This window comes from Sphingobium sp. S6 (assembly GCF_905120495.1).
Lineage (GTDB): Bacteria > Pseudomonadota > Alphaproteobacteria > Sphingomonadales > Sphingomonadaceae > Sphingobium > Sphingobium agri.
The window spans coordinates 21,445-35,850 of record NZ_CAJHOG010000005.1 but is presented as its reverse complement, the minus strand read 5'-3'; the positions used below and the strand labels follow the sequence as shown (position 1 = coordinate 35,850).

At 62.6% G+C, this 14,406-nt stretch carries 12 protein-coding genes; 11 read left to right on the top strand and 1 reads right to left on the bottom strand.

Annotation, left to right across the window (positions count from 1 at the left end; all coding sequences use genetic code 11):
* The first annotated feature begins 429 nt into the window (after positions 1–429).
* Positions 430–2,733, top strand: coding sequence for a TonB-dependent receptor (locus tag SPHS8_RS14735; RefSeq protein WP_201516189.1), 2,304 nt, complete (start codon positions 430–432; stop codon positions 2,731–2,733).
* A 145-nt stretch (positions 2,734–2,878) separates the two neighbouring features.
* Here SPHS8_RS14735 and SPHS8_RS14730 read toward each other — a convergent pair whose 3' ends face one another.
* The gene (locus SPHS8_RS14730) at positions 2,879–3,925 is read right to left on the bottom strand and encodes a hypothetical protein (protein WP_201516188.1); all 1,047 of its coding nucleotides are present in this window, start codon (positions 3,923–3,925) and stop codon (positions 2,879–2,881) included.
* 313 nt (positions 3,926–4,238) lie between these two features.
* On the opposite strand from SPHS8_RS14730, the gene SPHS8_RS14725 reads away from it, so the two are divergent.
* The 10 genes from SPHS8_RS14725 (at position 4,239) to SPHS8_RS14680 (ending at position 14,270) form a co-directional block, all read left to right on the top strand.
* Entirely contained in the window at positions 4,239–5,513 is a 1,275-nt protein-coding gene (locus tag SPHS8_RS14725; RefSeq protein WP_201516187.1) for an MFS transporter, read from the top strand.
* Between the two features lie 197 nt (positions 5,514–5,710).
* Entirely contained in the window at positions 5,711–7,015 is a 1,305-nt protein-coding gene (locus tag SPHS8_RS14720; RefSeq protein WP_201516186.1) for an NtaA/DmoA family FMN-dependent monooxygenase, read from the top strand.
* 138 nt (positions 7,016–7,153) lie between these two features.
* Complete coding sequence (locus SPHS8_RS14715) at positions 7,154–7,780, top strand: response regulator transcription factor (protein WP_201516185.1); 627 nt, start codon at positions 7,154–7,156, stop codon at positions 7,778–7,780.
* A 133-nt stretch (positions 7,781–7,913) separates the two neighbouring features.
* Positions 7,914–8,522 (top strand): hypothetical protein, encoded by a 609-nt coding sequence (locus SPHS8_RS14710; protein ID WP_201516184.1) that lies wholly within the window; start codon positions 7,914–7,916, stop codon positions 8,520–8,522.
* 60 nt (positions 8,523–8,582) lie between these two features.
* Complete coding sequence (locus SPHS8_RS14705) at positions 8,583–8,906, top strand: hypothetical protein (protein WP_201516183.1); 324 nt, start codon at positions 8,583–8,585, stop codon at positions 8,904–8,906.
* The gene (locus SPHS8_RS14700; protein WP_201516182.1) at positions 8,903–9,940 is read left to right on the top strand and encodes a hypothetical protein; all 1,038 of its coding nucleotides are present in this window, start codon (positions 8,903–8,905) and stop codon (positions 9,938–9,940) included. Before SPHS8_RS14705 ends, SPHS8_RS14700 begins: the two co-directional genes overlap by 4 nt.
* 150 nt (positions 9,941–10,090) lie before the next feature.
* A complete protein-coding gene (locus SPHS8_RS14695; protein WP_201516181.1) occupies positions 10,091–10,648 on the top strand; it encodes a hypothetical protein in 558 nt (185 codons plus the stop codon).
* 60 nt (positions 10,649–10,708) lie between these two features.
* Positions 10,709–10,876, top strand: coding sequence for a hypothetical protein (locus tag SPHS8_RS14690; protein WP_201516180.1), 168 nt, complete (start codon positions 10,709–10,711; stop codon positions 10,874–10,876).
* Positions 10,877–11,016: 140 nt separating this feature from the next.
* A complete protein-coding gene (locus SPHS8_RS14685; protein WP_236575185.1) occupies positions 11,017–11,775 on the top strand; it encodes a fimbria/pilus periplasmic chaperone in 759 nt (252 codons plus the stop codon).
* Positions 11,776–11,783: 8 nt separating this feature from the next.
* A complete protein-coding gene (locus tag SPHS8_RS14680) occupies positions 11,784–14,270 on the top strand; it encodes a fimbrial biogenesis outer membrane usher protein (RefSeq protein ID WP_201516179.1) in 2,487 nt (828 codons plus the stop codon).
* Positions 14,271–14,406 lie beyond the last annotated feature (136 nt).

The window sequence follows — 14,406 nt, the reverse complement described above, 5'->3', positions numbered from 1 at the left end:
CTTCAGGGGGAGCGGGCGTGCGGCGCATCGCTGAAGGCCTGGCCCTTTTTGCGGCGGGGGCCGGTTCGGCCTTAAGTTACGGTACAACTTCAAGAATTGATCTTGCCGACCCATGTAAATGATGCTGCCTTGCTCGGACGTGACAAGGCAACGACAGCGTCAACGGGGATTTGATTAAGCCATTAGTTGCTCACACAGCTTGAAATCGAACGCCATCGACTTGATTTCGAGTGAATCTGCCCTTATCGCTGCAGGCAGGAGAGAGATGCTGAAATAAACAAAATGGGTTTGGCCGTCCGGGCGCTGGGGCAAGGCTCAGTCGTCCGGAATTCTCTGGCGGAATCGTGACAACGCTGTCTTGCAGATTGAGACAGCTGGGAAGGCCATAAAAACCCGGCTTCATATCGGGCAAATTCAGGGAGGATGAATGTGAGGAAAGCTCTATTTTTAATTGGTACGATGCTGACGAGCGCGCCCGCCTTCGCGCAGCCAGCAACGCAGGTGCAGGACGTCGAAACGGCCGCTGGTAGCGGTAACGCCGCCGATATCGTGGTGACGGCCCAGAAGCGCGTCGAGCGTCTGATCGACACGCCGCAGACCGTCAACGTGGTCAACGGCGAACAACTGGAGCGCTTCAACATCACGCGCTTTGAAGATGTCGCGAAGTTCGTGCCGGGTCTGTCGATCTCGTCGGGCGACGGGCGTCAGCAGGCCGTGTCTCTGCGCGGCGTGGCATTCGATCAGGACAGCCAGACGAACCGGTCGGTCGACATCTACCTCAATGAAGTCCCGTTCGATCCCACACAGGCGCTTCAGGCTCAATTCGACATCGGGTCCATCCAGGTGCTTCGTGGTCCCCAGGGCACACTGCGCGGCGGGACGGGTCCGTCCGGCGCGATATTGATCGGCACGCGCCAGCCCAGTCTGCAGAAGTTCGAGGTAAGCGGCAGCGCAAGCTATAGCGATCGCGAAGCCGTCAATTTGCAGGGCGGCGTCAGCATTCCCGTGGTGACTGACAAGGTCGGCCTTCGCGTCGCCGGTCTTTACGACCTCAATTATGGGAATGGCGTGAGGAACATCCTCACGGGCGACACCGACCGCTCGCGCTCTTACGCCGGTCGCATATCCTTGCTGCTGCATCCGACAGAAAATCTCGACATCCTCGTGATGCACCAGCAATTCCGCTCGAAGGTCAGGCAGCTCCGCCCCGTAGTCAGCGCGGAAGGTGCGCCTGTTGGCGAGTTCGGATTTATCGGCCCGGATGACCGCGCCGCGATCACTGATGGCGACAATCTGTTCGTCACAAAGGGACGCGCCACCATCGTCAATGCAAGCTATGATTTCGGCGGGCATTTGCTCAGCTACATCGGAAGCTATCAGAACAACGACTTCAATACCGTGCGCGATCTTGATCTTGGCAACGGGCTGCTCTCGTTCGGTCCTGGGTTCCGACTCCCGGTTCAGCTGTTCCAGCGGATCGACATCAAGACGAAGACCTTGACCAACGAACTGCGGTTCGAGCGGACTGGGGATCATTTCTGGATCTACCGCTTCGGTGTTTACTTCAACGACGTGAAGTCACCTTTCACTGGCCTCGTCGACTATACGGGTGCGAACGGTGACTGCGAAGCTACGCCCGGACCATTGGCCGGTTTCGGCTTGCCATGTCTGCCGTTGGGTGGAGGCACTCCGACGAAATCGCATGATCGGGGTTATTTCACGACGCAGACCTTCAACTTCACTGACAAGGACACGCTGGACGTCGGCCTGCGCTATTCAACGAACGAGATTAATGACCCGACCAATCCGTCAAAATATGACGCCTGGACCGGCACGGCGAGCTACAAACATGAGTTTTCCGACAGCCTGATCGTCTATGGCAATTACGGACGTGCCTATCGCCCCGGTGGGTTTGACACGACCGAGGCTGCGACCAATGGAGGTCCGGGCCGCATTCCCACTTCCCTCTTCAGATGGAGCCCGGAAAAGTCCGATTCATTCGAAGTCGGCGCGAAAGGCACATTGTTCAATAATCGCCTGACCTATGCCGTGTCGGCCTTCTACCAGAAGTTCAACAACTTCATCAATCGCGTCAACGGCATCGCCTGTGACTATGATCCCTCGACACCGGGGACTCAGAACGGATGTTCCGCCACCAACTTGACCTATAATGGTGATGCAATCGTGCGCGGTGTTGAAATGGAGCTGCGCGGGCAGATCACGCGCAACTGGAATGCTCAGCTTTCGGCATCCTATACTGACGCCAAATATGACAATGCAGAAATTCCCTGCAACGACTATAACAATGACGGCAACCCCGACTTCGGCGGAGCACCCGCAGTGCAGCCCGGGCGCTATTACAGCGTCTGCTCGTCCAACAGCGCCTTGTCCGCGCTGCCAAAGTTCCAGGCATCGTTCAACACGGAATATAGCATAGATCTGCCGGACGATTTCCAGACCTTCGTGCGCCTCCTGGGCCGCTATCAGGGCAAGCGGGTCAACCCGAACTCCAACATCCGCTACCCCAACTCCTTCAAGCTGGATGCGTTCGCGGGCGTCAGGACGCCGATCGGTGCGGAGGTGAACTTCTTTGTCCGCAATGTGTTCGACCAGCGCCGGGACAATGTCGATCCGGGCCAAATCTTCGACCTGTTCGGCACGCCGACTGGCTACACGGCGATCAATTATGACCAGCGCCGTGAATTCGGTATTCAGACGCGGCTTTCCTTCTGATCATGGGCCGGCCCCCAACAGGGGGCTGGCTTCATGGGGAATGTCAGAGCCAAGGCAAAAGAATGGGCCCGTTGCGCAAGCATCGGGCCCATTCTTTGCTTTTCGGTAAGGATAGGCAGGCCAGCGGCCTACCTATCCCTGGTTCTTATTCCGCAGCAATGCCATATTCCGGCGGCATGATCGTGGGCAGGCCCGGATCGAAATGGGCGGTCAGCAACTGGATGAACTCCCCGTCATGCAGCGGATCCGTCGGCATCTTGAACGGGACGCCGCGAGCACGCAGTTCCGACAGGAAGATGTCGAACACCCGCTCATGCGACAGGTCATCGCTATGATCGAGCACCAGCGACATTTCATCCAGGTCCATGAAAATGTCCGCTCCCCAATGGACCAGGAACCGGACTTCGTCGGCGGGCAGCTGCTGGATGACTTTGCCATCGGTCTTGATCTGCCAGTCGCTGGATGACGGATCGGCCGCGATGACGGAGTCGATCGTCAGACCCTCGGGCCTGCGCATATGCTCCGGACCACAGGAGTTGGCGCCGTGATACATGACCTCATTCTCGACCACGGCGGCACGCCCCCACATCGGCGCGTACAGCTGCTTGGGCTGGCCCTGGGGACCATCGGGCCAGTAAGTGAAGCCCCCGCCGATCTGCCCCTTATAATACCAGGTCAGAACCTGCGCCTTCTTGATCTGCCATTCGCGGAACAGCCCTGATTTGGTCATCAGCCCGATGAGCCAGGACGGAGAATTCTGGATCGTGATGCCGCGGAAGTCGGCGCCATCGACGTGAGGCGTGCCGCCCGAACCCGAAGGACCCTGGATGTTGCAGAGCATCAGGTTCGGCGTCGCATATTTGGCGTTCCAATAGCCGCGCACCAGTTCAAGGAACTTGAAGTTGAGGAAGCAATCCTCGATTTCGGTGTAGAGGCTGGCATGGCCGCGTCCCAGGGTCGCGCGGAACACGGGGCTCAGAAACATATCCCATGTGGGCACAAAGCCTTCGGGAAGGCTGCCCGACGTCGTGGCGATCACTTCTTCAGGGGAAGAGAACTCCTGCGACAGGATCGTTTTCCACGGACCTTTGTCGCGCATGACGTTGAAAAGCCTCTGGCGCTGATCTTCGCTGAACGCGGCTTCTACCAGCTGCGGCTCTGCGACGGGTCGCAGGAATGCGTTGTTGTTCATGGCCGTTTCCTCATAGCCCGAAGGCTTCTTCTAACTGGCGCACAAAATTGCGGCGCTGCGGATCGCTGCGCCCTGACAGCTTAAATCCCGCGCCGGGGAAGAGTGGACAAAGTTCAACGATTGTCAATCCCGTGCTGCAAAGGTCCCACCCTGGCCGAGAGTGAAAAGAGGGGCTTGACTAAAGGTTGACGTGGACCAACAATTCCCCGGGCTTCGGGAAAGCAGTGCGCGAGTTGAGTGAAGCGAGTGCCGTCTTCCGGAAAATGTTGGAACGGCCGCGGGATGCCCGCCGGTCGGATAAGGCGGTTACTGCATGATGGAACATGTGCGCGCGGATGCATTTGATACGGGAACGGCGCGACTGAGACGCGGCATGCTGGTTCGCGCCATGCTGGCGCAGAATACCGGCACCGGCTGCGCCTTTGGCGGGTTGGCCATAACCGTTCTCGCGCTGCAGGATCGTTATGGCGCGTCTTTGGGCATGGCGGCGATGGCGCTTTCCCTTGCCGTTCTTTCCATGACTGCGTTCGGCCCGCTGATCGCCGGTGCCATCGCCCGATGGGGTCTGCGGCGGATCATGCCGGCAGGAGTGCTGCTCTCCCTCATTGGATATATCTCCCTTGCCTACGCGCCGAGCATGCTGTTCGCCCTCGCGGCCTGTGGTCTTCTGATCGGACCTGGCGCGGCCTTGTTTGCCGCCCTTCCGCCAGCTGTACTGGCGGGCGGCTGGTATCCCGAAGCGCGCGGCAAGGTGATGGGCATCACCTATCTGCCCCTGTTTACGACAGTCATTCCGGTGGTGGGCGTCAGCATCGTCCAGACTTATGGGCTGAAGGTCTTCTTTCTCTCGCTCGCCGCCCTGCACCTGCTGTTGCTGCCCTTGATGCTGGGCGTGGTCGACCCGCCGATGGAGGCGCTGGACGATCAAGGGCCTGCCGAAAGCCCGGGCTTGGGTTCTCGCCATATCGTCATCCTTGCCGGGGCGATGTTCTGGATGATCGCGGTGGCAGACGGCATCCTGAACGGCACCGCTATTACCGGGGGTGCGCACATTTTGCCAATCGTCACGGAATATAAGGCGTCGATGGAGGCAGGAGCCGTGCTGCTCGCCGTGTCCGGCGCGTCCAGCATCATGGGTTCCCTGTTTTCCGGCTACGCCTGCGACCGCATCGGTGCTGCCAATACGCTGGGTCTGGCCGGAGTAGGCTTTGCCATCGCCTGGGTCCTGCTGGCGATTACCGGATGGATGCCCGCCCTGGTTGTTTCTTCGTTCCTCATAGGTCTGTGCGGAGCGTCGGTGTTCCCGCCGCTCAACGCGCTGGTGGTGCAGATCTATGGGGCCGAGGCGCTGCCGAAAGTGCTCGGCCTGCTGGGCGTCATGACGCTTCCCTTCACCTTCCTCATGTCTCCCGCCGCTGGTTGGTTGCGCGACTATGCGGGCAATTATGAACCCGTCTTCATCGCAGTGGTGATAGCCAGCGGCGCAGCGGCCGCCATATTCTTCGGCATCAGCAGATATCTTGCGCGCAACGAAGGGTCAGTGAGCGACATACCGGAAGCCGTCCTGTCGCCCGTCAACCCGACCTGAATTCTTCCAGTCATCCGGAACATTTCAGGCTGCCGGTCGACCGCCCGCCGCGCGCTTGATAAATGTTGAACAACGCCAACGATTGAGAATTTTGAGGAGCGGTAAAGCGCTAGTCATACGGCCTTGGCGGACCCACCCTTCAGAAGATTGGAGGGAGAAAGTCGGATTGAGATAATCGCAAGAGAGGTTTTCCGGAGATGGCCCACAAGAAATTCCACCTCGGCTATTTCACCAAGTTCGGCGCCACCTCCTGGCCGGGTGACGGCACGGAGTTCGGTTCGCAATGGGCGGATGGGTCTTACCATAAAGAGCTGGCCCGGATGCTGGAGGCCGCGAAGTTCGACTTCATTTTCTTCGAGGACACGACGATCGTGGGTGACCGCTATGGCGGCTCCATGGAGCTGGATCTCAAGAACGCCACCCTGGCGCCCAAGCTCGACCCGTTGCCGCTCCTGCCCCTGATGGCGCAGGATACGTCGCACATCGGCCTGATCGCGACCGCCTCCACGACTTTCTACCCGCCCTATCTGCTCGCTCGGCTGCTCTCTACCATTGATAGCCTGACGAAGGGGCGGGCAGGCTGGAACATGGTGACGTCGAGCGAGAAGAACGCCGCCCTGAACTTCGGCCTGGAAAAGCTGCTCCCGCCGAGCGAACGCTACGACATCGCCGATGAGTTCGTCGAACTGTGCAAGAAGCTGTGGGACAGCTGGGAAGAGGGCGCGCTGGTCGCGAACACTGAAACCGGTGTTTATGTGGATCATACAAAGGTCCACACCGTCAACTTCCAGGGCAAGCATTTCCGCTCACGCGGCCCGCTGAACACGCTGCGATCGCCGCAGGGCTATCCTGTCCTGGCGCAGGCGGGCGCGTCCGATCGCGGGCGTGATTTCTCGTCCAAAAATGCCGAGGTCGTGCTTGGCATGATGACGGGCGGCGTCAAGGGCATGAAGGCCTATCGCGATGACATCCGGAACCGCGCCGAAAAGCAGGGCCGCAATCCCGACGACATCAAGGTCTTCTTCCTGACGCCGCTCAACATCCTCCCTGAAAATGGCGAAGTCCGCGAGATGACGGAGGCGGACAAGCAGGCCGCGTTCGAGCATAATATCGTCATGGCTTCGTCCTCGCTCGACATCGACTTCTCGCAATATGATCTCGACGCGCCCGTGCCGCAGGACATTGTCGCTGGCGGCCATACCAGCGCGCTTGAACATATGAAGAAGGCCGGGCGGGAGGAGGGCAAGTCCCTGCGCGACCTCTTCTCTACAGGTAAAGGCGGCAGCAATGCGCGCTTCAGGGGCACGGCGCAGCAGGTCGCGGACCAGTTGATGGCGGTGATGGACGAAGTGGGCGGCGACGGCATCCTGATCGAAGGATCGGGCTACAACCACCAGCTTCCAGCCCTGCTGGATGGCGTCATTCCCGCACTCCAGAAGGCGGGTGCCGTCCGCACCGAATATAAGGGCACGACCCTGCGCGAGATCCTGCGGGAATTCTAGTCTCGCGGCGGACTGGCCTTCGTTCAGCCAACAGCGGCCTGTTGCGACTGGCCGCTCGCCTCTTGCAAGACCATATTGTGCGTCTAAGGAACGGGATGATAATGCATTGAACTGAAAAAACACGATAAAGAGGTCGCAATGACGCGCATATTGGTGGCAGAGGATGATCCGCTGACATTAAGCGGCATCGGTATGCTGCTGGACAAGACCAACTTCGAAGTGGTCGCCACTGTGAACACCGGCACGGCGGCGCTCGACGCACTGCCAAAGGCGCGGCCGGACATGCTGATCCTCGACAACAGCATGCCCGAGCGCACCGGCCTCGACGTGTTGCGGACGCTGCGTCATCGCGGCGACAATCGCCCGGTCGTCCTGCTCACCGGCGGCATCAACGACCAGGCGACGAAGGAGGCCATGCAACTGGGCGTGGACGGCATCGTCATCAAATCGACCGCGCCCCGCGACCTCCTGACGTGCCTGGAAACCGTGGCGCAGGGGCGGCGCTGGCTCGACCAGGAAGTCATGCAGCGCGCCATGCAACTGGCGATGTCGCCGAACGCGCCGCGCGATCCCTTCGCGGTGCTGAGCGGGCGCGAGCGGGCCGTGGCCTCGCTCGCCCAGCGGGGCCTGCGCAACAAGGAAATCGCCGACGAACTGGGCCTGACCGAAGGGACGGTGAAGGTCCATCTGCACAAGGTTTTCGAAAAGCTCGGGCTGCGTGGCCGGACCGAACTCATCCTGCTCGGCCAGGACTGCGAGGACTGACATTATACCCAAAGAGATAGGCGCTTTCATCCGAAGGTAAGTGCGCTTCTTGCCGCGGGTTGAATGGTTCTCCCGGGGAACAGCGGGCATTTGCCGGTCAGGGCAGCGGTCATCGACCGCGCATGATGGGCGAATGATGACGCGGTTTCTGATCCTCTGCATGGCGATGGTGGCGGCGCTCGGCTTTGCCGGCCAGCCCGCGCATGCGCAGGTGACCGCCTATGCCGCGGGTCAGGGATCGGTGAACAGCATTACCGTTGGCGTCGACGTGCGCGCTTCCGTGCGCGGCCGTTGCGGCTTTGCTACCGGCGGCGCGCCTTCGGGCAGCATAGACCAGGCCGATTTCGACCAGACCGGCTTCACCAGGGATTTTGCGATCCAGCTCAATTGCAGCGGCGCATCGCGCATCGCCATCTCGTCGGCGAATGGCGGCATGGCGGTGTCCGCGACGGGCGGACAGGGCTATGCCGCCAAGGCGCCCTATCAGGTCGCGCTGCGCATGGTGGCGGATAATGGGACCAGCGCTTCTGCCTCCTGCGATGCTTCGACGCTGGCTTCGGGCGGCGCTTGCAGTTTTGCCGGGGTAGCAGGGGAGACCAAGGGGCTGCGCCTTGCGGGCGCGTCGACGAAGGCGAACGGCTCCTATCTCCGCGTCAGCGCCCCTGCCTATTCCGGGGCCGACACGCTGGTCGCGGGCCGTTACAGCGACACATTGTCCATCACGGTTAGCGTTTCTCCTTAAAATGCTGATAAGTAGTTAGAATGAGTGATCTTTCACGATTGGAGAGCATTGTCATGATCGATGCGGACAATCCCCCCTCCGGCCAGCAGCCAGACAGTCAAGCGCCCGCTCGCCTGGATTGCGGCGATCCTGTTCCTCACGCCGGTTCAGGCGCAGGCAGGGGCGCAATTCGACGTGGTCGGTCATGTCGCGCCGCGATGCTGGGTTTCGAACGCGGCCCTGCAGCCGCAACCCGCCACGCAGGGAAGCGCAATCTGCAATCAGGCCCGTCCCGCCCTGCAATCGCGCGTCCGCGTTCTGGAGACTGCCGGAACAGCACAGCCGCTCGGCCCGCAGCTGTCGGCCCGCACCGCGTTGGAGATCATCGTCTCGCCGCAACTGTGATCGGCTGGAAAGCCGGGCTGATTATCGCAGCCTTGTCCGGCGCCATCCTGACGGCGATCCCCGCGCAGGCGCAGACGCAAATATCCTCCGTCTGCGGCGTCACCGGCAATGCCACCGCGCCTGCCAGCATCACCTACGACCCCTTCTCCCCCACCGGCCTTTCCGAAGTCACGATCCCGCTGATCCTGCGGCGCAACCGGGGTCTGCTCACCGGCCGCACGAATGAGGTCAGCCTGGTCCTTACCGCGCCATCGGGCACGCCACCGCTTGAAATTACCTACCGCGGCTATCGCGTCCTCTATCCCGAAGGATCGACCGCCGGGCGTCCACGCTCGCTCGATTCGAAGGATGGCGGCGCGGGCGCTGCGGGCGAAATCCGCTACGACTTCGGCAATCTGTTCGCTTCCGACCTGTCGGCGGCGCTGAACCTGCGCGTGTCGGTGCCCCCGGGCACGGACCTGTCCGCTGGTGATCCGATCATCCTCGACATGCTCTACATCTGTTCGGGGGAGGGCGGGATGCTGAGCGTGCCGGTGCCCACGCGGGAAACGGGGTCGATCAGAATCAACGTCAACACCGTCAGCGCGCTCCAGGCCTATTATGCAGGCGCGGCGCTCGACTTCGGCGAAATCGGCGACGTGACGACCGCGCAGGTCCAGGCCGCGCCGGACCGTTACACCACATCATCGGCCAATGCGCTCAAGGTCCGCAGTTCGGGCGCCTATGAAGTGCAGGTGCGATCGCAAAATGATTTCCGCCTCACCTTCCCCGGCGGTAATCTGGGCGATGCCGCGCAGACCATCCGCTACAGCGCCCGCTTCCTGGGGCAGGAGGTCACGTCCAACGCATCGTTCGGCACGCGCACCTGCGCCCGCGCGGGCGTCGGCGGCGAAGCGGGCACGCTCCCCTTGCGCGCCACGCTGAAGGAAGGCGGCGCGGCCAAGACACCCGCCACCAACTATGCCGACATCATCAGCATCACCTTCACCCCCATCGTGTCCGCCGCATCGGCGACCAACTGCGCGGGGCTCTAGGGTCCTCCCGCTATATCGTCCGGTATAGCGGCTTATCTCCTGAAGTTAGGGCGTTTTTCGCTGGCCGCTGAATGGGTTGGCCGCGTGAATGGCCGTATCTCCAATCTCGCGGGGCGATCGCAACCCCAATCAATTTTTGGAGATATGAAGATGAAGAAGCTGCTTGTTTCCGCCCTGATGTTGGGTTCGGTCGCCACCGCCGCTCCGGCTTTCGCGCAGGCCAGCGGTTCGGTGGATGTCAGCGGCACCGTCGCGGCAAAATGCTCTGCCGTGACGCCGATCAGCGGCAGCATCACGCTGGGCGAACTTGCCAAGGCAGACGGCACCGTCGATCCCGCCTTCGCTGGCAATACGGGCGGGCTCAGCCGCACCTTCACCATCAAGTGCAACGGCGCCAACCCCAAGCTGACGGTCGAAGCCAAGCCGCTGGTGAACGCTGCGGCGACCAACTCGCCCAACGGCTACACCAACACGGTCCACTATACCGCAACGGTCGTCGCAACCGGTGCCAAGGGCGGCAGCGCCACCGTGGCTGATCAGTCGCTCAGCTCCGGCGCGACATCGGGCCAGGTCGGCGATCGTCTGGCGGCGGTTTCGAACAATCTCTCGCTCACTGTCGGCAGCGGCCTGACGGCGGACTCCACCGCGATCCTCGACGCTGGCACCTATGCGGGCAAGGTCGAAATCACGGTTGCTCCGGCCGCCTGATCCAGGACATCGGGCAGGCCTGATCATCGGGTCTGCCCGATCTAGCCCAGGGGCATGGACTTGAAAGATCCTCTCGCACTGGCGACGGAACTCCGGATCCGGGCAGCGGATGCCCCCGTGGAGCAACGCGCCGACCTGCTGTTCCTTGCGGCTGAATATGAGCGGATGGCCGACATGGCCCCGCTTTCGCCGGATGGGGAGCAGGTGAGGGTCCGCCTGCCCCGATGATGCTCCAGTGCAACAGTGCATCCTATCCGGATGAACATCTGGGCAATTCAGGCTTTTTCTGTCTTGGCGGCGGCGGCTCATAAGTTCATCACCTTGCCATCCGCACCGGTGAACCGGCCCAAGCTGTTAGGAACAAGCCCTTGAAGTTTCAGCCTAGATCCTTCGTCACTGCGCTCCTGGCCTGCGTGGCGGCAGCCGGATTTGCCCCGGCGGCGGATGCGATGACGGTCCAGCCGGTGGTCATCGATCTCACCACCTCTGGCCGCAGCATGAGCCAGGTCGTGACGGTCGAAAACAGCTTCGACAAGCCGCTACCGGTGGAACTGCGCATCGAAACGCTGGACCTGACCGCCGATGGCGCAAAGCCGACCGGCAAGGATAGCGGCGAACTCGCCGTATTCCCCCCGCAGGCGTTGATCCAGCCTGGCCAGCGTCAGAATTTCCGCGTCCAATATGTGGGTGATCCTGCCCTCGCGCGCAGCAAACATTATTTCGTGACCGTCGCGCAGCTGCCGGTACAGACCAGCGACACCCAATCCAACATCCAGCTGCTCTATAACTTCCAGGTGCTGGTCAGCATCTCGCCCGATGGCGCAAAGCCCGCTCTGTCGATCGCGTCGGCCGAAATCGGGAAGAATGCGGAAGGTGCGCCTGCCCCTGTCATCACCGTGTCGAATACATCGGTCGCGCATGGCTATCTGTCGCGTGGCCGGGTCCGCGTCGTCCAGTTCGGCCCCGATGGCAAGGAAGTGCTGCGCAAGCAGCTGACCGGGCCAGAGCTTCAGCAGACGATCGGCTATGGCCTGATCGGCGGCGGACAGACGCGCCGGGTGACGCTGCCCGTCACGCTTCCACAGCCCAGCGGCAGGGTCGAGGCGCAGTTCACGCCCGACAGCTGAGCCTACTCTTGTCCGCAAAGCCGACTGCCGCCGCCGGGGCGCTGCTGCTCGCCGCCTGCCTCATCCCGCTTGGCGCGCGCGGGCAAACCGGTGCGGCCTTGCCCGCGCCGGTGTTGATCGATCCCGATGCAAACGCAACTGGCATAAACCCGACCGGCAAGCCCGTCATTCTCACCGCGCCGGTGATGGACGGCCAAGCCTATCTCGGCGATGTGACCGTCACCCTGGACCCCGGCGGGCGTGCAAGCTTTTCCGCCGAACGCCTGTTGACGCTGCTCGAACCGCGCATCGCCGCTCCCCTGGTGGCGCGCCTGCGCACCCGGCTTCGCGAGCGCGGCCAGCTGGACGGTGCGGACCTGCGCGGCGTCGGCGTCAGCATCCGCTATGATCCGCAAGCGCTGCAAGTCACGCTGGATATCGCCGCGCCCAGCCGGGCGGCGCGTTCGCTCGATCTTGGAGACGGTAACAGGCGCGGTCCTGTCACCTATGCCCCTCCCGCCGATGTCAGCGCCTATCTCAACATCCGGGGGTCGCTCGACTGGGTCCAGCAGGGTTCGGACGAAGGCCTCGCCGCGCCCATCACCTATCTCGACGGCGCCATTCGTGCCGGTGGGGTGGTGCTGGAAAGCGAGGCGAACTGGCAGGCGGGCGTCGCCGGGCCGGACCTGCAAAGGCGGGGCACCCGGCTCGTCTATGACGACCGGCGCAACCTCGTCCGCTGGGCCGGAGGCGATCTTCAGACGCTCGCGCGCGGCTTTCAGTCCGCGCCCGAAATCGCTGGCCTGTCCGTCTCGCGCTTCTATTCGCTGCTCGATCCGCAAACCATCATCCGCCCGCGCGGCAGCCGCAGCTTCCAGCTAGAGCGCCGCTCGGTGGTCGAGGTGCGCGTCAACGACCAGCTTGTCCGCCGGATGGAGCTTGATCCCGGCACCTTCGACCTGCGCGATTTTCCGTTCACCCAGGGGTCCAATGACGTCAAGCTGACCATCACTGATGACGCCGGGCGCAAGGAGACGGTGGATTTCAGCATCTTTCTCGACCAGGCCCAGCTTGCCAAGGGGCTTAGCGAGTTCGGCCTTTACGCGGGCGTGCGCTCGCCGCTTGGACGGCGCGGGCCGATTTACACCAATGATCTGGCGTTCAGCGGCTTCTACCGGCGGGGCGTCAGCGACCGGCTGACGCTCGGCGCCAATGCCCAGGCCGATAGCCGTGGCTGGATGGGCGGCCTGGAGTCGGTCGTCGCCACCTCAATTGGCACATTCGGCAGCTTTGCGTCCGCTTCCCATGTGGAGGGCGCGGGATCAGGCTGGGCGTCTATCCTCACCTTTCAGCGCACGATCAGCCGCAGCAGCGACCGCGCCGACGCCCTGTCACTCTCGCTGGAGGCGCGCAGCCGGAAATTCGCGCCGATTGGCACCACCGCGCCCTTCAACCCCTACAGCTATATCGCGGGGGCAAGCTATAATAGCGGCATAACCGAATCCCTCTACGCCGGGCTCGACGCCCGCTATTCGCGGGGCCGCGATGGAGAACCCGACGCAGGCAGCGTGCGCCTGACCGGCGGATGGCGAATTTCTCCCGCGCTCAACTTCACCGCCGATGTCGGCTATGAACGGGCGGGCCGCAACAACCGGCTCGCGGCCTTCCTCTCGCTTACCTATCGCCTCGACCGCTCGTCCAGCCTGCGCACCGATTATGACAGCCGCAACAACCGCAGCCGCCTCAGCTACCAGAGCTATAGCGGCTCGGGCACCGGAGCCTATAATCTCAGCGCCGACGTCGAACGCAGCGATATCGGCGCAGGGGTGAGCGCCAGCGGCGTCTATTATGCCAACCGCGCCGAACTCGGCTTCAGCCACTTCGGCACGTTCGATCGTGAACTCAGCGGATCGACCGGCCAGCGCACCTCCCTCCGCTTCGGCACGGCGCTTGCGCTAGCGGATGGCGCCTTTTCCATCGGCCGCCCGATACAGGACGCCTTCGCCATCGTCCGCGCCCACCCTTCGCTCAAAGGGGCGGACATCTTCATCGACGAAAGCGGCAACAGCTACACCGCCCGCACTGGCCGCCTGGGCACCGCGATCCAGCCCAGCCTCAGCAGCTATAGCGAGCGCAACGTCCTGACGACCGCGCCCGACGCACCGCTCGGCCTCGACCTTGGCGAAGGCTCCTTCCGCCTCCTGCCGCCCTATCGCGGCGGCTACAAACTCACGGTCGGCTCCGATTATATGGTGAGCGTCGTCGGCCGCCTGATCGGCACCGATGGCCAGCCGCTTTCCCTTGTCGCGGGCCAGGCGGTCGAGGCAGCGCATCCGGACCGCGAGCCCATCCCGCTCTTCACCAACGCCGCTGGCCGCTTCGGCGCGACCGGCCTCGCGCCCGGCCGCTGGACCATCGTCATGGCCGATGCCGACAAGACCAGCTACGACCTCGTGATCCCGCCAGCAACGACCGCTACCATCGCGGCTGGAGATTTGCTCCCCAAGCGACAATAGCCGCGCCCATGCCGCCGCCCGGTTTGACTCGGGGCATTGCGCCATGCAATGAACCCATCATGCATTCACGCAGTGATCATGTGCGTTTTCGCTACCAGGGGGGTCAGCTTCTCGCGGGCATCTAGCCCCGGGTTAC